At 66.3% G+C, this 19,560-nt stretch carries 13 protein-coding genes; 4 read left to right on the top strand and 9 right to left on the bottom strand.

Annotation, left to right across the window (positions count from 1 at the left end):
- Window positions 1-11: 11 nt before the first annotated feature.
- Both P6U27_RS12350 and garD read left to right on the top strand, forming a co-directional pair.
- Window positions 12-1,460 (top strand): aldehyde dehydrogenase family protein, encoded by a 1,449-nt coding sequence (locus P6U27_RS12350; protein WP_122402392.1) that lies wholly within the window; start codon window positions 12-14, stop codon window positions 1,458-1,460.
- Window positions 1,461-1,555: 95 nt separating this feature from the next.
- A complete protein-coding gene (gene garD, locus P6U27_RS12345) occupies window positions 1,556-3,097 on the top strand; it encodes a galactarate dehydratase (RefSeq protein ID WP_122402391.1) in 1,542 nt (513 codons plus the stop codon).
- A 182-nt stretch (window positions 3,098-3,279) separates the two neighbouring features.
- Here the strand turns inward: garD and P6U27_RS12340 are convergent, their stop codons facing one another.
- The 3 genes from P6U27_RS12340 to P6U27_RS12330 all read right to left on the bottom strand — a co-directional run bounded on the left by P6U27_RS12340 (window position 3,280) and on the right by P6U27_RS12330 (window position 5,655).
- On the bottom strand, window positions 3,280-3,633 hold the full coding sequence (locus tag P6U27_RS12340) for a hypothetical protein (RefSeq protein ID WP_122406562.1): 354 nt from the start codon (window positions 3,631-3,633) through the stop codon (window positions 3,280-3,282).
- Between the two features lie 297 nt (window positions 3,634-3,930).
- Entirely contained in the window at window positions 3,931-4,521 is a 591-nt protein-coding gene (locus P6U27_RS12335; RefSeq protein WP_122402390.1) for a DUF2147 domain-containing protein, read from the bottom strand.
- 105 nt (window positions 4,522-4,626) lie between these two features.
- Complete coding sequence (locus P6U27_RS12330) at window positions 4,627-5,655, bottom strand: NAD(P)/FAD-dependent oxidoreductase (protein WP_122402389.1); 1,029 nt, start codon at window positions 5,653-5,655, stop codon at window positions 4,627-4,629.
- A gap of 182 nt (window positions 5,656-5,837) precedes the next feature.
- On the opposite strand from P6U27_RS12330, the gene P6U27_RS12325 reads away from it, so the two are divergent.
- Complete coding sequence (locus tag P6U27_RS12325; RefSeq protein ID WP_122402388.1) at window positions 5,838-6,305, top strand: thioesterase family protein; 468 nt, start codon at window positions 5,838-5,840, stop codon at window positions 6,303-6,305.
- 15 nt (window positions 6,306-6,320) lie between these two features.
- Here the strand turns inward: P6U27_RS12325 and P6U27_RS12320 are convergent, their stop codons facing one another.
- Together P6U27_RS12320 and P6U27_RS12315 are read right to left on the bottom strand one after the other, a co-directional pair.
- Window positions 6,321-6,641, bottom strand: coding sequence for a 2Fe-2S iron-sulfur cluster-binding protein (locus P6U27_RS12320; protein ID WP_008143731.1), 321 nt, complete (start codon window positions 6,639-6,641; stop codon window positions 6,321-6,323).
- 165 nt (window positions 6,642-6,806) lie between these two features.
- Window positions 6,807-7,181: an Hpt domain-containing protein gene (locus tag P6U27_RS12315; RefSeq protein WP_122402387.1), complete on the bottom strand. Its 375-nt coding sequence runs from the start codon at window positions 7,179-7,181 to the stop codon at window positions 6,807-6,809.
- A 396-nt stretch (window positions 7,182-7,577) separates the two neighbouring features.
- Here P6U27_RS12315 and P6U27_RS12310 point away from each other — a divergent pair, with 396 nt between their 5' ends.
- Window positions 7,578-13,352 carry a negative regulator of septation ring formation gene (locus tag P6U27_RS12310; protein WP_407119670.1) on the top strand — a complete coding sequence of 1,925 codons (5,775 nt, stop codon included), beginning with the start codon at window positions 7,578-7,580 and terminating at the stop codon, window positions 13,350-13,352.
- 72 nt (window positions 13,353-13,424) lie between these two features.
- Here the strand turns inward: P6U27_RS12310 and P6U27_RS12305 are convergent, their stop codons facing one another.
- From P6U27_RS12305 to P6U27_RS12290, 4 genes are all read right to left on the bottom strand, one after another.
- Window positions 13,425-14,078 carry a response regulator transcription factor gene (locus tag P6U27_RS12305; RefSeq protein ID WP_122406561.1) on the bottom strand — a complete coding sequence of 218 codons (654 nt, stop codon included), beginning with the start codon at window positions 14,076-14,078 and terminating at the stop codon, window positions 13,425-13,427.
- Complete coding sequence (locus P6U27_RS12300; RefSeq protein ID WP_407194121.1) at window positions 14,075-17,620, bottom strand: NahK/ErcS family hybrid sensor histidine kinase/response regulator; 3,546 nt, start codon at window positions 17,618-17,620, stop codon at window positions 14,075-14,077. The genes P6U27_RS12305 and P6U27_RS12300 overlap by 4 nt, the downstream gene beginning before the upstream one ends.
- Before the next feature lie 149 nt (window positions 17,621-17,769).
- Window positions 17,770-19,260, bottom strand: a complete 1,491-nt coding sequence (mctP, locus tag P6U27_RS12295; RefSeq protein ID WP_407194120.1) for a monocarboxylate uptake permease MctP — start codon at window positions 19,258-19,260, stop codon at window positions 17,770-17,772.
- The gene (locus tag P6U27_RS12290) at window positions 19,250-19,426 is read right to left on the bottom strand and encodes a DUF3311 domain-containing protein (protein WP_122406560.1); all 177 of its coding nucleotides are present in this window, start codon (window positions 19,424-19,426) and stop codon (window positions 19,250-19,252) included. The genes mctP and P6U27_RS12290 overlap by 11 nt, the downstream gene beginning before the upstream one ends.
- Window positions 19,427-19,560: the final 134 nt, after the last annotated feature.

Raw genomic sequence — 19,560 nt, 5'->3', positions numbered from 1 at the left:
TGGAGGAAACGATGACTGCGATCCTGAAGAACTTCATCGGCGGCGAATGGGTCGACGGCTCCGGCATCACGAAGAACATCAACCCCTCCAACACCAACGATCTCGTCGGCGAATATGCCAAAGCCGACAAGGCGCAGACCGAGAAGGCGATCGCCGCCGCAAAGGCTGCCTTCCCCGCCTGGTCGCGCTCGACGCCGCAGGAGCGCTATGACGCGCTGAACAAGATCTCCGCCGAGATCCTCGCCCGCAAGGAAGAGCTCGGCCGCCTGCTCGCCCGCGAGGAAGGCAAGACGCTGCCCGAGGGGATCGGCGAGGTCGCCCGCGCCGGCCAGATCTTCGCGTTCTTCGCCGGCGAAGCGCTACGCCTGATCGGCGAGAAGGGCGCCTCGGTCCGTCCCGGCCTCGACGTCGAGCTCACCCGCGAGCCGGTCGGCGTCGTCGGCATGATCACGCCCTGGAATTTCCCGATCGCGATCCCCGCCTGGAAGATCGCGCCGGCGCTGTGCTACGGCAACACGGTCGTGTTCAAGCCGGCCGAGCTGGTGCCGGGCTCCGGACATGCACTCGCCGAAATCATCACCCGTTCCGGCGTTCCCGCCGGCGTGTTCAACCTCGTGGTCGGCTCCGGCTCGGTGGTCGGCCAGACCCTGCTCGAGCACCCCGATGTGGCCGCGATCTCCTTCACCGGGTCGGTGCAGACGGGGCGCAAGATCGCGCAGGCCTGCGTGCTCTCGAACCCGATGAAGAAATTCCAGCTCGAGATGGGCGGCAAGAATCCCCTGGTCGTGCTCGACGACGCCGACCTCAAGACCGCCGTCGAGGTCGCCGTCAACGGCGCCTATTTCTCGACCGGCCAGCGCTGCACCGCCTCCTCGCGCCTGATCGTCACCGAAGGCATCCACGACCGCTTCGTCGCGGCGATGGCCGAGCGGTTGAAGGGGCTGTCGGTGGACGATGCGCTCAAGACCGGCGTGCATATCGGCCCCGTCGTCGACCAGAGCCAGCTCGACCAGGATCTCCGCTACATCAAGATCGGCCAGGACGAGGGCGCCAAGCTCGCCTTCGGCGGCGAGCTGCTCAAGCGCGAGAACCCCGGTCATTACCTGCAGCCGGCGCTGTTCACCGAAGCCAACAACAACATGCGCATCGCGCGTGAGGAAATTTTTGGTCCGGTCGCCGCCGTCATTCGTGCGAAGAACTACGAGGAAGCGCTCGCGATCTCCAACGACACCGAGTTCGGCCTCGCCTCCGGCATCTGCACCACCAGCCTGAAATACGCCTCGCACTACAAGCGCAACAGCGAGTCCGGCATGGTGATGGTCAATCTGCCGACCGCCGGCGTCGACTATCACGTGCCGTTCGGCGGACGGAAGGGCTCGAGCTACGGGGCCCGCGAGCAGGGCTCCTACGCGCGCGAGTTCTACACCACGGTGAAGACGGCCTACACGAATCCGGGTTGACGAGTGATGTCGTGCCGCGGCGCAGGTGTCCACCTCTCCCCTCCGGGGAGAGGTGAACGAAAACACGGTTTCTTCCGTTCTTGAGGCAAGCGAAGATGGACCAGGACGTCGCAGCGAAAGAGCAGCCCCGCTACATCAAGCTCAACGAGCGCGACAACGTCGCGATCGTGGTCAATGATTTCGGGCTTCCCGCCGGTTCGCGCTTTGCATCGGGACTGACGCTGCGCGCCTTCGTGCCGCAAGGGCACAAGACCGCGCTGGTCGATATCGCGGAAGGCGCGCCGATCATCCGTTATGGCGAGATCATCGGCTACGCGCTGTCGCCGATCCTGGCCGGCGAGTGGGTGGACGAGGCCCGCATCCGCATGCCGGAGGCCCCTGCCCTCGACAAGCTGGAAATCTCGACCGCCGTCCCCGCACCGCTGCCGCCGCTCGAAGGCTTCACCTTCGAGGGCTATCGCAATCCGGACGGCTCGGTCGGCACCAAGAACATCCTCGGCATCTCCTCCTCCGTGCAATGCGTCAAGGGCACGATGGAATATGCGGTCAAGCGCATCCGCGCCGAGCTGCTGCCGAAATATCCGAACGTCGATGACGTCGTGCCGTTGACCCATGCCTACGGCTGCGGCGTCGCCATCACCGCGCCCGACGCGGTCGTGCCGATCCGCACCCTGCAGAACCTCGCGCTCAACCCGAATTTCGGCGGCGAGATTTTGGTCGTCGGCCTCGGTTGCGAGAAGCTCGCGCCCGAGCGGCTGGTGCCGGCAGGCATCAACGACGCCATCGTGCGCATGCAGGACGAAGCCTTCGACGGCTTTGGCGCGATCGTCGATGCGATCATGACCCAGGCCGAAGCCCGCCTGAAGGTGCTCAACACGCGCAAGCGCGAGACCTGCCCGGCCTCCGATCTCGTCATCGGCCTGCAATGCGGCGGTAGCGATGCCTTCTCCGGCGTCACCGCGAATCCCGCCGTCGGCTTCGCCGCGGACCTGCTGGTGCGCGCCGGCGCGACCGTGATGTTCTCGGAAGTCACCGAAGTGCGCGACGCCATCCAGCTGCTGACGCGACGCGCCATCAACGAGGATGTCGGCCGCGCGCTGGTGCGTGAGATGGCCTGGTACGATTCCTACCTCGCCCGCGGCGGCGCCGACCGCAGCGCCAACACCACGCCCGGCAACAAGAAGGGCGGCCTTGCCAACATCGTCGAGAAGTCGCTCGGCTCGATCGTGAAGTCCGGCTCCTCCGCCATCGCCGGCGTGCTCTCGCCCGGCGAGAAGGCGACGCAGAAGGGCATGCTGTTCGCAGCAACACCGGCAAGCGACTTCATCTGCGGCACGCTCCAGCTCGCCTCCGGCATGACCCTGCAGGTGTTCACCACCGGTCGCGGCACGCCCTATGGCCTCGCCGCCGCGCCCGTCATCAAGGTCGCGACCCGCAGCGAGCTCGCGCGGCGCTGGAAAGACCTGATCGATTTTGATTCAGGCAGCATCGCCACCGGCGAGAAGACCATCGAGGAATGCGGCTGGGATCTGTTCCGCCTGATCCTCGATGTCGCCTCCGGCCGCGTCAAGCCGTGGTCGGACCGCTGGGGCATCCACAATGATCTCACGCTGTTCAACCCCGCGCCGGTGACGTGAGGGGCTCGAACCACCGACCTCCTGTTCCACAGACAGGCGCTCTTACCCCTTGCGCTTTCCCGCGGCCGCCGCCCCGGTCAAATCTCCGCAGCTTGATCTGCAAGAGCGTTAGGCAGGGTGCATCGGCGCTTCCGCGAAACCGTCCGGAAACATTGGCGCGCAGACCGGAATGACACGCGGGTCTAAGTCATGCTGCCCGGCATGAAGCAGCGCACGCGCGGATGGCCGTCGACATAGTGCTTCCAGACCATGGTGCGGCCGATCTTGTTCGGCACGGTGATCACCGCACCGTCGGGCACCACGACCCATTCGTCGTCGATGCGCACGCGGTAGTGGCCGCGATCGGATTCCCAATCGACGTCGGCGATGACATAGCCGTCGGCGTCGGAGCAGCACTGTCCGTATTCGCTATGCAGACTCTCGAACCAGGGTTTTAATGGCGAGTTGGCGTAGCGGCCGTCATCGCGCGCCAGCGCCGATGTGGCCAATAGCGCGATCAATCCCAGCAGCGTGGCGGCACACGATATTGCTTTCATGGTGTCTCCGCGGTCGAAGTGATCGCCGCGAGGCAAACGCTGCCGTCCGCCCTCCGCGTGGTGCGCGGCAGGCGTGGAGACGGCGACTCGCTCCCCCAGCAGCTTTGCCGGCAGCCATGCAAATCCGGCGCCAGCGCGCATTCCGGGGAACTACTGGAGCGGGTCCGGCGCGTGTTCGCCTTTCGGCGAACGTGGCCGCACGGGCCGTGCAATGACGTTGAGAAGCTGGCACGTCCTGGATTCCCAGCCTAAGCGGGAAGAGGACGCACCGAAGCTACGAGTGCTGAGGCGGCGCGCCTACTGCTTCGCAGGGGCCATCATCGCGCCGCCCTTCTTCGCCGCGGGTGCGGGCGGTTTCGCGGCTGCAGCCTGCGCGGGCAGGTATTTTGCGACGATGGCAGGATCCACCTGGGCAATGTAGGCATCGGGTAGGCGCGTCCAGGTCTCGTCCTTGCCGAGCAGCGCGATGCCGAGATAGCCGCGCAGCGTCAGGGTCTGGCCGTCGGGGCTGACCCGCATATTGGCCTTCCAGATCTGGCCGTCGCGCGGATTGAGCACGTTGCCCCCTTCGTACTTCAATCCTTCGCGCTTCATGTTGCGGACGAAGGAGATGCCGAGCACCGGCGCGTTCTTGCGATCGTCGGTGCACTTGGAGCAGACTTCGTTCGGATTGTCGGTTGGCCGCGGGAAGGTCTTGGCGATCACACCTTCGAACACGCCGTTGTGGTCGATGAAGAGGAACCATCCGACCGTCTTGCCGTCTTCGACCTTCTGCCAGAGGCCCGCCGCCGTGGGCTCGGTGGTCTGTGCCGCACACGGCGTCACCGTCGCGAGCGACAATGCGAGCGCGAGGAAGGAGAGCTGCCGAAAGCTGGAGAAATTCCGCATTAGATCACCTTGTTATTCCACGACCGGAATGGCCGCAGACTACGGCGATTTCGCGAACGGTTCCAGCACCAGAAACATGGGGCATCGCCTCCCCGCTGCGTTCCGTCAGTTGACACCGAGCTTCTTTTGCAGGCTGGAGGACGAGGTCGTGTACTGGAACACGAGCCGCTTCTCCGGATAGACATAACGATGGGCTTTTTGCGACATCAGCGCGCCCTCGTGGAAGCCGCACAGGATCAGCTTGATCTTGCCGGGATACGTGTTGATATCGCCGATGGCGAAGATGCCTGATACGTTGGTTTCGAACGCGGATGTCTCGACCGGCACGAGGTTGTTCTCCAGCGCAATGCCCCAATTCGCGACCGGGCCGAGCTTCATGGTCAGCCCGAAGAACGGCAGCATGGCCTCGCAGGCAATCTCGCTCAAGCTGTTGTCGTTGCCCTTGACGGTCGCGCCGGTGAGCTTGCCGTCAGCGCCGGAGAGCGCGGTGACTTGGCCGAGCCGCAGATCCATCTTGCCGCCAGCGACGAGCGCGCGCATCTGCTCGACGCTGTGGGGCGCGGCGCGAAACTCGTCGCGCCGATGCAGAAGCGTGATGCGCTTGGCCAGCGGATGCAGATTGAGCGTCCAGTCTAGCGCGGAATCGCCGCCGCCGACGATCAGCACGTTCTTGTCGCGGAACGTCTCCATCTTGCGCACGGCATAATGCACCGACGTGCCTTCATAGGCCTCGATGCCCGGCACCGGCGGACGCTTGGGCTGGAATGAGCCGCCGCCGGCCGCGATCACCACCACCTTGCACTCGAACACCTTGCCGGTGTCGGTGGTGCAGCGAAAGGCGGGATCGCCGATCTTCTCCACGGTCTCGACCATCTCGCCGAGATGGAAGGTCGGATGAAACGGCTTGATCTGCTCCATCAGCGCGTCGGTGAGCCCCTGCCCCGAAACCTGCGGAATGCCGGGAATGTCGTAGATCGGTTTTTCCGGATAGAGCTCGGCACACTGGCCGCCGACCTTGTCGAGGATGTCGACGAAATGCGCCTTCATGTCGAGAAGGCCGAGCTCGAAGGCGGCGAACAGACCGCAGGGGCCGGCGCCAATAATCAGCACATCGGTTTTGATCACGTCGCTCATGTCGTCTCTTTATCGATCGTTATCGGTTAGACGGAGCCCTTTGGGCTGAGGTGACCCTGCCTGTCTAGCCAACGGGGATGGAACAGGGAAGGCATAAAAGCGGGATCGCCCCGCAGTCGCGCCCACTTGCCGGGCCAAAATAACTGGGCTGTAACGAGGATGGATATGACGGAGATCAATCGGTGAACGCGCCAGCCCGCCCCGACACGACGCCGCGCCTTGAGGACTATCCCTACCGCCTCAGCGACAACGTCCGCTTCGGCGATCTCGATCCAAACCAGCACGTCAACAACGCGGTCTACGCCACCTATTTCGAGACGGGCCGTGTCACGCTGATGAAGCTTCCCGAATACGGGCTGACCCCGCCGGGCCTCGCCTGGATCATGGTGCGACTCGACATGCATTTTCGTGCCGAGCTGCACTGGCCGAACACGATCGAGCTCGGCCTCGGGGTGGTGAAGCTCGGACGAACGTCGGTGACCTTCGAGCAGGTCGTGTTCTCGCAAGGAAAGTGCATCGCGTCGGCGACGTCGGTCGGCGTCTTGCTCGATGAGGCGACGCGACGCCCCGCGCCGCTGACTGCAGAGGTGATCGAGAAGCTCAGACCCTGGCACAAGCGCGGCATCGAGGTCGCGCCGCCGAGCATCTAGTTTGTTTGGAGACGATCAGGCCTGGCGTTCCGGCGTCGCCACGACGAGACCGTCGAGCTCGTCGGAAACCTTGATCTGGCAAGACAGGCGCGAATTCGGGCGCACGTCGAAACCGAAATCGAGCATGTCCTCCTCCATCGGCGTCGGGCTGCCCACCTTCTCACGCCACGCTTCGTCGACATAGACATGGCAGGTCGCACAGGCGCAGGCGCCGCCGCATTCGGCCTCGATGCCGGGAATGCTGTTGCGGATCGCGGCTTCCATCACGGTTGCGCCGTTCTCGATTTCCACCGTGCGGGTTTCGCCCTTGTGGTCGACAAAGTGAATCTTGGCCATATCTGCTCGTGCTGCCGCGGTGCTGGGAAGGAAGGAGGGTCCGGGCTGTCCTATAACGGGTCGGTCAGCCCGGCGCCATAGCGTTTTGATGCGAAATGAATCCCATCTTGCGGGAAGAAAACGCGTCAAAACAAATGACTAGAGCGCGGCTTTGACCGTATCGGCCTACGGCTTCAGGATCGCCTCGATGGCGGCGCGGACCTCCGTCACCGCCTGTTTCAGCGCGGCGAGGGCATCGGGCCGGCCACGGCCGGTCCTGATCGCGGTCTCCAGGCTGGCTGCGGCATCGGCCACCGCAAAGGCGCCGATTCCTCGCGCCGAACCCTTGAGCTTGTGCGCGAGCGCGCCGGTCTCGGCCGGCATCGCAGCCATCGCCGCCAGCAGGCGGACCGCCTGCTCGGCGAACATCGCCAACACTTCCTGTTCCAGTTCAGTGTCGCCGAGCGTCATCCGGGACAGGTGATCGAGATCCAGCGGGCTATCGATGGGTGCAAGCGGGGGCGACGGCATCCAATCCATCCGTTGCAGTTCAGGCGTCATGGCGCAGGCCCCGGCATCGCGCGGCGGCCGCCGGTCCGGCGGTCAGGTTCCCCTCACCCAAGCATGAAAATGGTTAACGAAATGTTTGGGCTATTTGACGTAGATCTGCCTGTTTATTGACAACAAGTTGCCGCAATCGACCGAGTCCGGTGGAGAATTGCATTTATTGCTAAGGCGTTACGCCACGATCCTGTTAACGATGATTAAGAATGTCTTAATCGCGGGCATTTCATTCGCGACGCTCTGCAAATAGGATGTTGCAGAAATTGGCGGACAAGCCGTCCGGGTGGGGACGGCTCGGGGATCCGCGCAAGCGGCATGATCCGGTCTGTGGGCTTGCGCCGCGCGCAGGGCTCGCGGGGGGACGCGTACACGTAACGAGGGCTCGGACTGAACATGGCGAACACTCCGAAAAAGGTCAAAGACCCCACAGAAGTCGCGCTTTCTGCGATCCAGGAAGCCCTCAACATCAGCGACACGGCTGCGGACACCAGCCGCAACGTCTCCGTGCGCAACGAAGCGGCGCCCCCGGTGCCGCCGCCTGCCCCTCCGATCTTCGATGAGCCGAGCTTCGAGCCGCGCCCGGCCGCCAACGAGGGGGCGACCGTGTTCGACCCGGTCGAGGAGCCGCGCCCCTCGCGCCGCGCCGCCAATGACGACCGCGAGACCATCGGCCAGCTGCTCCAGGCGCTGCAGAAGGGCCGCCCTGCCCGCAGCGTCTACACCTTCGCCACCATCTTCGCCGGCATCTGGCTCGCCGCCTGCGCCGCGCTGACCGTCGGCTTCCTGCCCTCGATCCAGGCCGCCATGGGCCAGAGCGGCGGCGTGCTCGTCATCGCCGGTCTCGTCGCGATGTTCTTCGCGCCGATCATGCTGTTCTACTTCCTGGCGAGCCTCGTCTGGCGCGGCCAGGAAATGCGCATGATCGCGCAGGCGATGGCGCAGGTCGCGATCCGCTTCTCCGAACCGGAAGGCTCGGCCTCCGATTCCATGGTCACCGTCGGCCAGGCCATCCGTCGCGAGGTCGCGGCGATGGGCGACGGCATCGAACGCGCGATTGCGCGCGCCGGCGAGCTCGAGACGCTGGTCGCCAACGAGGTCGCAGCGCTGGAACGCGCCTATTCCGACAACGAGGTGCGCATCCGCGCCCTGCTCCAGGACATCGCGCATCAGCGCGACAATCTGGTCGGCCAGGCCGAGCAGGTCCGCAGCGCCATCTCCGGCGTGCAGATCGACCTGCGCCACGACATCGCGCTGATCTCGGACGCGATCGCCTCCCGTGTCGACGAGGTCGCCAAGTCCATCACCGGCGCGCTCGAAGAGCGCGGTGCCCACATCACCCAGGCGCTGAGCAATGCCGGTGACAACATGATCCTGGCGCTCGGCGAGCGCGGCGGCGACCTGCTCGACCGCCTCGAGGAAGCCAGCAACGAGACCACGCGCGCCGTGCTCGACGCCAGCGAGCGGCTGACCACCAGCCTCAACTTCAAGACCGGCCACGTCCACGACGAGTTCGTCGATCTCGCCGACCGCGTCCATGAGATGCTGAACGAGCGCATCGACCGCATCACCGGCGAATTCGAGCAGCGTTCCGCCGCGATCGTCGACGGCATCTCCGAGCGCACCGAGCAGGTGCACGATTCCCTGAAGAACTCGTCGGACTCGCTGCTGCTCGAGCTCGAGCTGCGTTCCAACGACATCTCCGCCAAGATCGACGACGCCGGCAACCGCCTCGCCGGCCAGATCATGACGAGCGGCGACAAGGCGAGCGAGGCGCTCGACGCCACCGTCAACGCCCTGGTCGCCAAGGTCGTCAGCCAGACCGAGACCGCACACGACTCGCTGTCGCTGCAGATGAGCGCCTTCGACGAGCTGGTGAGGAACCAGGGCACCGAGCTGGTCGAGAAGTTCGCCCGCGACTCCGGCACGCTGGGCGCGCTGATCACGCGCCACATCTCCGAGTTCGACCGCACCGTGAAGACCTTCGGCGGCGAGATCGTCGAGCGCATGGGCCAGCGCACGCAGGACATCGCCGAGACGCTGAGGACCTATGTCGACAATTTCGACACCCGCTTCACGGCGAACGGCGGCCAGATCACGGCGGTGCTCGACCAGCGCCTCGTGCAGTTCGAGACCACGATCGGCGAACGCGTCGCCAACCTCGACACCTCGCTGAACGGCAAGATCGCGAGCCTCGACGGCACGATCGAAGGCCACATCAGGACCTTCGACGAGCAGCTCGTCGGCCGCGTCGCCGCACTCGAACAGTCGTTCGACACCCGCGCGAAGTCCATGACCGAAACCATCGACGGGCGCATCAACACGCTGGCGACATCGCTGACCGACGGTGCCGCGCAGGCGATCCAGTCGATCGACTCCCGCCTCACCCACCTCACGACCTCGCTGACCGATGGCGCATCGCAGACCATCCAGTCGATCGACACCCGGCTGACGCACCTCACGACGACGCTCACCGGCGGCGCGTCGCAGGCGCTCGAATCCATCGACTCCCGCCTCACCTATCTGACCACCGCCGTGACCAACGGCGCCTCGCAGGCCGTGCAGTCGATCGACACGCGCCTCACGCTGCTGACCTCGACGCTCACGGACGGCACCGCGCAGGCGATCGAGGCGGTCGACCGCCGCATTACCGGCGTCACCGAGATCATCGACGGCCGCAGCACGCATCTGACCGACACGGTCACGGCGCGCTTCCAGGACATCCAGCAGGCCATCGAGACCAAGATCGGCTCCGTCGCCAGCGACATCGACGTGCGCGTGGCGCAGTTCGAGGACCTGCTCGGCTCGCGCGTCGAGGCCGTCGCCGGCCGCATCGAGAGCAGCGGACGCCAGGCCAGCGAGGACATGATGTCCCGCGCCGAGATGATCTCGACCGCGATCCGTTCGCATGTCGAGGACGCCGAGCGCTCGCTCACCAACCTCGTCGTCAACACCAGCGAGACCATCCAGACCGGCGCGCGCGCGGCCCAGCAGTCGCTGCTGACGGTCTCCTCCGACGTCAACGCCCAGCTCAAGATGACCTCGGCCGAGGTCGAGCAGGCGCTGACCGCGGTCGGCACCGGTGCGGCGAACTCGATCCTGACCAGTGCCCGCGAAGCCCAGTCGACGCTCGTCGCCGCATCGGGCGAGGCCTCCAACCAGATCAAGGGGCTCGCGGCCGACGTCGAACGCACGCTGTCGGCGGCCGGCTCCGCCACTGCGGCCTCCATCCTGGCCGGCGCCCGCGAGGTGCAGACCACCCTCGTCACGGCGTCCTCGGATGCGGCGAGCCAGGTCAAGGCGCTCACCGCCGACGTGCAGCGTTCGCTGTCGCTGGCCGGCACCACCACGGCGGAATCGATCACTGCCGGCGCCCGCGATGCGCAGAACGCGCTGATCGCGGCCTCGACCGAGACCGCCAACCAGATCAAGGCGCTGTCCTCGGACGTGCAGCGCTCGCTTACGATGGCGGGCACCACCACGGCGGAATCGATCACCGCCGGCGCCCGCGACGCGCAGAACGCGCTGATCGCGGCCTCGACCGAGACCGCCAACCAGATCAAGGCGCTGTCCTCGGACGTGCAGCGCTCGCTTACGATGGCGGGCACCTCGACGGCCGAGACCATCATGAGCGGCGCCCGCGAGGCCCAGAGCACGCTGGTCACGGCGTCCTCGGATGCGGCGAGCCAGGTCAAGTCGCTCGCGGCCGAAGTGCATCGTTCGCTCTCGCAGGTGGGCCAGACGACGGCCGAGACGATCACCACCAGCGCGCGCGACGCCCAGAGCACCCTGCTCGCGGTCTCGGCCGAACAGACCAGCCAGGTCCGTTCGCTCGCGGCCGAGATGCAGCGCGCGCTGGCGACCGCCGGCGGCGCCACCATCGAGGCGCTCACCAGCGGTGTCCGCGAGGCCCAGGGCTCGCTGATCTCCGCCTCGAGCGATGCGGCGAGCCAGATCAAGTCGCTGACGACGGACATCGAGCGCACGCTGACTGCGGTCGGCGCCGACACCGCCTCGACCATCCTCAACAGCGCGCGCGAGGCGCAGATCTCGCTGACCTCGACCTCGGCCGACGCCGCGAGCCAGATCCGCACGATCTCGACCGAGATCGAGCGCACGCTGAGCGCGGCCACCGCCAACGCGACCAACGACATCCAGACCAGCGCGCTCAACGCCCAGAACGCGCTGATCTCCGCCTCCAACGAGGCGAGCTCGCGGGTCAAGACGAGCTCGGCCGACGTCGAGCGCTCGGTGCTCGCCGCCACCTCCAGCTTCGGCCAGGCCATGACCGGCAAGACTGACGAGATCGTCACCTACGTGCAGCAGCAGGCCGACCGCCTGTCGAACATGATCGACGCCAAGCGCGGCGCGCTGGTCGATGCCATCGGCTCGAAGACCAACCAGCTCACCCTCGACATCGACCGCGTCACCTCCGACGCGTTGAAGTCGATCGAGACGCGCGGCAACGCCTTCTCGCAGACCATGATGGGCAACGGCTCGGAAGTCGCCCGCACCATCAACGCGGCGAGCGAGATCGCCACCAGCGCGGTCGGCAAGTCGCTGAAGGACCTCGAGCAGGCCTCGCGTTCGGCGATCGACCAGTCGCGCCAGGTCTCGATCGCGGCCGTCACGGAGATGCAGGAGACCAGCAAGATCCTGCGCACCGACACGGTCGCCCTGTTCGAGCGCCTGCGCGAAGGCAACATCCTGCTGCAGGAGGTGCTGACCGGTGCGCACGACAACCTCAACTCGCTGGAGCGGGCGCTGGTGACGCGCGTCGCCGACTTCGTCTCGGCGATGAACGACGTCACCTCGCGCAACGGCGCCGCGACTCAGAACCTGGAAGAGCAGCTCAACGTCTTCAACAGCAAGACCACGAAGGCGCTCCAGGATCTCGGCGAGCTGTCGACCCAGTTCGACAAGCACGGCAAGGCGCTGGTCGAGGCCGCGCAGGTCGTCGAGCAGAGCAACAAGAACACCACCGCCTCGCTCGCCGAGCGCAAGCAGGCACTGGAATCGCTCGTCACCACGATCGACCTGCGCACGGCCGATCTCGACCAGCGGCTGTCGCGCTTCACCGGCCTCCTCGATGAATCGCTGGCGGCCGCCGAAGAGCGCGCCCGCGACATCGCCCGCGTCGTCGCCGAGACCGCCGGCGCAGGCTCCGCCGCGATCACCCGCCAGTTCGAGGCGGTGCGCGCGGCGTCCGAGGAGGAGCACCGCCAGACCATCGAGGCGATGCACGACATCTACCGCCAGACCACGGACGAGGCGGATGCGATGTTCAAGCAGTCGACCGAGAAGTTCACCAACCTCGTCGGCAGCATGAAGCAGATGGCTCTCGAGATGCACAATGAGCTCGAAGCCACCCGCAACGAGCTGCGCCGCGGCGTGCTCGAGATGCCGCAGGAGGCTGCCGAGAGCACGGCCCAGATGCGCAAGGTGATCGTCGACCAGATCGAGGCGCTCGCCGAGCTCAACCGCATCGTGGCCCAGCATGGCCGCGGGCTCGACGTCACTACGGCGGGCCGCGCCAGCATCCATCGCCAGGAAGAGCCGGTGCTGGCCGCGGCCGTCGGCGGCCGGGCTCCCGAGACCCGCATGCGCGACACCGGCAGCGCCTCGACGCTGCCGCCGCCGGACCTCGGCATGCCGGCCGCGCGCCGCACCGAAGCGCCGCCGGTCGCACCTGGCGGTAGCGACCAGGGCCGCGACGGCTGGCTGTCGGACCTGCTCAACCGCACGGACGCCAATCACGGCGCCCCGACCGGTCGTGAGGCTCTGCGCGGCCGCAATGCCGCCGCGCCGCAGCCGCAGGCACCGCAAGATGGCAGCAATCCGCTGGAATCGCTGTCGCTCGACATCGGCCGGCTGATGGACCGCAACCTCGCCGCCGAGATGTGGGACCGCTATCAGCGCGGCGAGAACAAGGCCTTCACCAAGCGCCTGTACACGCCCGCCGGCCAGAAGGCCTTCGACGAGGTCGCCCGCAAGTACCGCGCCGACCGCAACTTCAAGGGCACGGTCGACCGCTACGTCGCCGAGTTCGAGCGCCTGCTCGACGAAGTCGCCCGCGACGGCCGCGGCCCGCAGGAGCTGCGCAGCCACCTGATCTCGGAGACGGGGCTGGTGTACACGCTGCTGGCGCACGCGGCGGGACGATTGGGATAAGCAGCAGAATTCCAAGACAACAGAATGAAGACGGAGGCCTCACGGCCTCCGTCTTGTTTTGCGGGAGGGATCTCAGGTGCCGTTGGGCTGACCGAATGACAGCCGCTCGGCCACGACCGCGGCCTGGGTGCGCGAGCCGACGCCGAGCTTGCGCAGGATCGTCGAGACGTGGCCCTTCACGGTCTGCTCGGCGATGTCGAGTTCGCCCGCGATCTGCTTGTTGAGCTTGCCTTCGACGATCATTGCGAGAATGCGCAGCTGCTGCGCCGACAGCGAAGCCATTCTTGCGGCAAGCTCGACGTCGGCGCTCTGGATCGAGCCGCGCCCGCCGACATTGGGCGGCATCCAGATTTCACCGGCGAGTATTTTCGTGATCGCATCCGCCATCTCGGGCAGGCCGAGCGATTTCGGGATGTAGCCGGATGCGCCGTAGGCAATCGCACGGCGGATCGTGGCGGCGTCCTGCCGTGCCGAGATGATCGCCACCGGCACGGTCGGGAACTGCGCCGACAGGATGAACAGCGCGGCAAACCCTTGAATGCCCGGCATGGTCAGATCCCAGAGGATCAGGTCGATCTCGTCGGACTGGGCGGTCAGGACGCCGATCGCCTCGTCCAGCGACTGGCAGGCGATGATGTCGAGATCCGGCAGCACGCTCGACAAGGCGCTCCGCAACGCCGCCTGCACCAGCGGATGATCGTCGCCGATCAGGATGCGCATCGTCAGGAAGTCTCCAGTTTCGTCTCGAACTGCCGGTTCAGGGCTTCGCTGCCGAGGAAGCGCCGCAGAGCGGCCGGCTTGATCGGCTTCGTCAGGATCTCGCAGCCGCGCGCCCTTGCCTCCTCGCGCACGGCCTCGCTGCGATCGGCTGTGACGATCAGCGCACGGACGTCGCGCCCCGACTTCTGCCTGAGATCGTCGAGAAAGTCCAAGCCGCTGCGACCATCGTCGAGGTGGTAATCGAGCAGCACGAGGTGCGGTGGATGGGCCGCGGCCGCCGCCATCGCTCCATCGGCGTCCGTGGCGACAAGCACATGGTGCCCCCACCCACCGAGCAATGCCGTCAAGCCGTCGAGAATGGCCGCCTCATTGTCGAGGCACAGGATCGTCAGCGTGCGCTCCGCGACCGCGGGCGGCGCATCTGCCACCTTGCGCTGAAGCGGCGTTCCCGCTCCGCGCGCCAGCGGCACCGTGACGGCGAAGCACGAGCCGTGTCCGGGCCGCGATCGGACGTCGACGAGATGGCCCAGGAGCCGCGAGATACGATCCACGATCGCAAGACCGAGACCCAGGCCCTTCTCCGATCCGGGGGTCAGACGCTGGAACTCCTCGAAGATCCGCGTCCGATCCTCCGCCGCGATCCCGACGCCGGTGTCCCAGACCTCGATGCGCAGATCGCCGCCGCGCCGCCGGCAGCCGAGCAGGATGCGTCCCCTGGGCGTGTAGCGGAGCGCGTTCGACAACAGGTTCTGCAAGATGCGACGCAGGAGATGCGGATCGCTGCGCACGGCGACACGACAATCGACGACGTTGAGGACGAGCCCGCGTTCGTGCGCCATCGCGGAGAACTCGACGTTCAACTGCACGAGCAGATCCGCGATCGGAAAATCAAACGCTTCGGCGCGAACGGCGCCGGCATCGTAGGAGGAGATGTCGAGCAGCCTGTCCAGCACGTGCTCGGTCGAGCGCAGCGCCGTGATCGCGCTGCTCGCCAGGTTGCGCTCCTTGTCGACGTCGCCGGATCGCGATGCGGCATGCAGGCTTTCGTCGAGCGCGGACAGGAACAGCCGGGCCGCATTCAGCGGTTGCAGCAGATCGTGGCTGGCCGCCGCCAGGAAGCGGGTCTTGCCGAGATTGGCCTGCTCGGCTTCCGCCTTCGCCAGCTCGAGCGCCTCGGTCCGCTCCCGGACGCGCAGCTCGAGCCCCTCGTTGGCCCGGCGCAGGGCTTCCGCGGCGCGATGACGCTCGGTGACGTCGGTGTAGGTCGATACGTAGCCGCCCTCGGCGACGCGATCATAGACGATCTCGAGCACCGTGCCGTCCGGCCGCTTGCGCTCGTACAGATACGGCCAGCTCTGGGTGGCGACGTCACGATTGACAAGGAGCGCGGCGAATTCGGACGCGGCATATTCGCCGCGCTCGACGTTGAAGGCAATGAGGTCCGCCAGCGGAAGACCGACGCGCACGAAATCCGGCGGCAGGTCCAGGAGCGCGATGAAACGGCCGTTCCAGGCCGTGATGTTGAAATCGGCATCGAAGGCGCAAATGCCCTGCGGCACGCTTTCGAGCGTGCTCTGCAAAAGGTTGCGGTTGAAGCGCAGCGCCTCCGAGGCTTCGTCGAGCATCGCCATCGCCGCCCGCCGCGACAGCGAGTGCCCCTCCAGGGATGCGGCGATCACCACGCGCGCCGATGCAGCACCGATGGCACCGGCAAGCAGATTCTCCGTGAAGCGGATCGAGTCGAGATCGACGAGCCCCGACGGATCGAGGCGCGGCCCGGTGCCGGCGCTACGCGCCGCGAGATAGTTGTCGAAGGCCGCTGCGCCGCGCTGCGCGCCGACAAAACGCAACGCCAGCGCGCGGAGATCGTCGAGCCGGACCACCACGCGGGAGGACAGCGTCGGGATCTTTTCGCGGATGACGCCATCGGCGAATGCGGCCGCCTGGTTGCGCTCGACGGTCGACTGCCGCCCCAACGCCGAGATCATCAGGAAGCAGACGAGATTGGCGCCGAGGCTCCAGAGCGTGGCGTGCGAGATCGGATCGATCCCTTCGAGACCCAGCAATGCGTTCGGCTTGAGCCAGGCGAGCTTCCACGGCCCCTGGCGGACGATCTCCTCGATCGCCGGCCAGAGCGGCGCGGCCGAGGGAAGCAGCAGCGTATAGGCCCAGATGGAAAAGCCGACCGCGATTCCGATCGAGGCACCGGCCTTGTTGGCCCGCGGCCAGAACAGCCCTCCGACGAACGCCGGACCGAATTGCGCGACCGCGACGAACGACAGGAGTCCGATCAAGGTCAGCGGATAGGACTGATTGACCAGGCGGTGCATCAGATAGGCGAGCAGCAGGATGCCAACAATCGAGAGCCGGCGCACCGCCACCAGCACCGAGGTCATCGGCCGGCTCTGCGCACGCAGGCCGAAGACGCGCGAGCGCAACAGCAGCGGCATGATGACGTCGTTGCAGAGCATGGTGCTGAGCGCGACCGACGTCATGATCACCATGCCGGTGGCGGCCGAGAGCCCGCCCAGGAACGCGATCAGGCTGATGGTGCCCGCATCCGCCGCGATCGGCAGCGAGATGACGTAAGTGTCGGGGTCCATCATCGCGCCGAACCTCGCAAGCCCTGCCGCGGCGATCGGCAGGATCAGCAGGCTGAACAGCGCAAGGTAACTCGGGTAGAGCCATGCCGCTGTGCGCGTGTGCGCCGGCGCCTCGTTCTCGACGACGGCGACATGGAAGGCCTGCGGCAGACACAGGAAAGCGATGCCCGAGATGACGATCGTCGCAGGCCACACCGGCTGCGTCGGATCGAAGCTGAGGATCCCCGCCAGTTGCGGCTCCGATTGAAACTGCGACAGCAGGGCGGCGGGACCGCAAGACAGGCCGAACAGCACGAACAGCGCGACGATCAGGAATGCGAGCAGCTTGACGACGCTCTCGAAGGCGATCGCGAGCATCAGGCCGCGATGATGCTCGCTGGCATGGACATGCCGGACGCCGAACACGATCGCGAACAGCGCCATCGACGCGGCGACGCCGAAGGCGGAGTCCTGCCAGAATCGCAGTGCTTCGCCTCCGGCGCGCTCGGGCTGGAGGATCAGATAGTCAAAGCTCTTGCCGACAGCCTTGAGTTGAAGCGCGATATAGGGAAGCACGCCGAGCAGCGATGCCAGCGTCACGAAGGCCGCCAGCGCCTGGCTCTTGCCGTAGCGCGCGGCGATGAAGTCGGCGATCGAGGTGACGTTCTGCGCCTTCGCGATCGCGATCACCTTCGACAGGAGCCGTTGGCCGAACAGCAGCACCAGGGTCGGGCCGATATAGATCGTGGCAAAGTCCAGCCCGCTGGTGGCGGCCCGTCCGACCGATCCGTAGAAGCTCCAGGAGGTGTTGTAGACCGCAAGCGTCAGGCAATAGCTGATCGCGGCCACCCAGGAGTTTGGCGACACCAGCGGTCCACCGGCGCTCCGCCGATCGCCCCACCAGGCCACCAGGAACAACGTGGTCACATAGCCCGCAGCGACCGCAAGAACGAACCACGCCTGCAAGACATCCTCACCCGAGATCGTCTGATCGGCCGGCGATGAGCGGGGCCGGATCGCGGGCGGATACTATAGCGTTTTCAATCGCATGGAAGGCTATTTCGCTCCGAAGAAGCGGCGGCCGGAGGATCGTCGGCCGCCGCTTGAGGGTCACTTCAGGCCGCCTCGCGGGACAGCCGCTCCTGCGGCACGCGCTTGACCGCCAGGTTGACCACGACGGCAACCACGATGTTCAGCGCGAGCGCCAGGACGCCGGTGTAGATCGCGACTTTGCCGGCGCCGAAGTCGATGCTGTGCAGCGGCTTCAGCCCGTCCGACCAGGCGAGCCATGAGCCGCCTGCAAGGCCGACGGCCCAGCCGGCCAGAAGCGCCGTGCTCGAGAACCAGTTCAGATAGAGGCCGAACACCAGCGCCGGCAGCGTCTGGAGGATCCAGAGCCCTCCGAGCAGTTGCAGGTCGAGCGCGAACTGCGTCGGCATCAGGAGAATGGCGAGCAGCGCGCCGACCTTCACCAGCATGGAGGTGATCTTGGCGACCTTCGCCTCGCCCGCCGGCGTCACCTTCGGATCGGCCCACACCTTCCAGAAGTTGCGGGTGAACAGGTTGGCGGCGCCGATGCTCATGACCGCCGCCGGCACCAGCGCGCCGATCGCGATCGCCGCGAAGGCAAAGCCCGCGAACCAGCTCGGGAACAGGGTCTTGAACAGCTCAGGCACGACGTCGTTGTTGCTCGCGAGCTTCAACCCGGCCGCATGGCCCATGTAGCCCAGCAGCGCGAGGAGACCGAGCAGCAGCGTGTAGGCCGGCAGCAGCATCGCATTCTTGCGGATGGTGTTGCCGCCCGAGGACGCGAAGATGCCCGTCAGCGTGTGCGGATACATGAAGGCCGCGAGCGCCGAGCCCAGCGCCAGCGACGCATAGGGCACGATCTGCGCCGGCGACAGCAGGATACCGCCCGAGCCCTTTGCGGCAAAAGCCGCATCCGCCGCGGTGAAGATCGCGCCATAGCCGCCGAGCTTGGAGGGCACGATCGCGATCGCAGCGATCACCACGATGTAGATCATGATGTCCTTGACGAAGGCGATCAGCGCCGGCGCGCGCAGCCCGGACGAGTAGGTGTAGAGCGCGAGTACCAGGAAGGCGAGAACGAGCGGCACCTCGCCGTGAAGCCCGAGCGCCTTGATCGCGACCTCCATGCCGATGAGCTGGAGCGCGATATAGGGCATTGTCGCCAGCACGCCCGTCGCCGCAACCGCGAGCTCGAGGCCGCGCGAGCCGTAGGCACCGCGCACCACGTCGCCGGCGGTGACATAGCCGCGCTCCTTGGCGACCTTCCAGAGCACCGGCATCACCGCGAACACGAAGGGATAGACGATGATGGTGTAGGGCAGCGCGAAGAAGCCGTAGGCGCCGACCGCATAGACCAGCGCGGGAACCGCGATCACGGTGTAGGCGGTGTAGAAATCGCCGCCGACCAGGAACCAGGTGATCCAGGTCCCGAACTTGCGGCCGCCCAGGCCCCACTCGTCGAGATGAGCGAGCGTTTCCGGCTTGCGCCAGCGCGAAGCGACGAAACCCATGCCGGTAACGAGAACGAAGAGAGCGATGAATACGGCGAACGCCGCGCTATCGACATCAGTCAGCACGGCGCACGCTCCTGTAGACGATGTAGGTGAGTAGAGAGGTCAGCGGCACCCAGGCGAGCTGATACCAATAGAAGAACGGGAAGCCGAATAGATGGGGCTCCCGGACATTGTAGAACGGCACGATCATCAGGCCGATGAACGGCAACAACAGCAACAGGCGTACCACGCGCTCTCCTCCCCTGTGAGTGAAGTCGACGCGCCTTTTCGTGGACGCGCCTTGAGCGCGGTATAGCTGACAACGAGGGACGGCCCCTCCCCCTACCTTGGCTCGGCCCGACCCCCATACTTTCGTACTGGCGC

The sequence above is a fragment of the Bradyrhizobium sp. STM 3566 genome (assembly GCF_045571445.1).
GTDB lineage: Bacteria > Pseudomonadota > Alphaproteobacteria > Rhizobiales > Xanthobacteraceae > Bradyrhizobium > Bradyrhizobium vignae.
This window is presented reverse-complemented; position numbering and strand designations above follow the sequence as displayed.

Coding starts and splice junctions, on each gene's coding strand:
- P6U27_RS12350 (WP_122402392.1), top strand. CDS start 12: ATGACTGCGATCCTGAAGAACTTCATCGGCGGCGAATGGGTCGACGGC.
- garD (WP_122402391.1), top strand. CDS start 1,556: ATGGACCAGGACGTCGCAGCGAAAGAGCAGCCCCGCTACATCAAGCTC.
- P6U27_RS12340 (WP_122406562.1), bottom strand. CDS start 3,633: ATGAAAGCAATATCGTGTGCCGCCACGCTGCTGGGATTGATCGCGCTA.
- P6U27_RS12335 (WP_122402390.1), bottom strand. CDS start 4,521: ATGCGGAATTTCTCCAGCTTTCGGCAGCTCTCCTTCCTCGCGCTCGCA.
- P6U27_RS12330 (WP_122402389.1), bottom strand. CDS start 5,655: ATGAGCGACGTGATCAAAACCGATGTGCTGATTATTGGCGCCGGCCCC.
- P6U27_RS12320 (WP_008143731.1), bottom strand. CDS start 6,641: ATGGCCAAGATTCACTTTGTCGACCACAAGGGCGAAACCCGCACGGTG.
- P6U27_RS12315 (WP_122402387.1), bottom strand. CDS start 7,181: ATGACGCCTGAACTGCAACGGATGGATTGGATGCCGTCGCCCCCGCTT.
- P6U27_RS12310 (WP_407119670.1), top strand. CDS start 7,578: ATGGCGAACACTCCGAAAAAGGTCAAAGACCCCACAGAAGTCGCGCTT.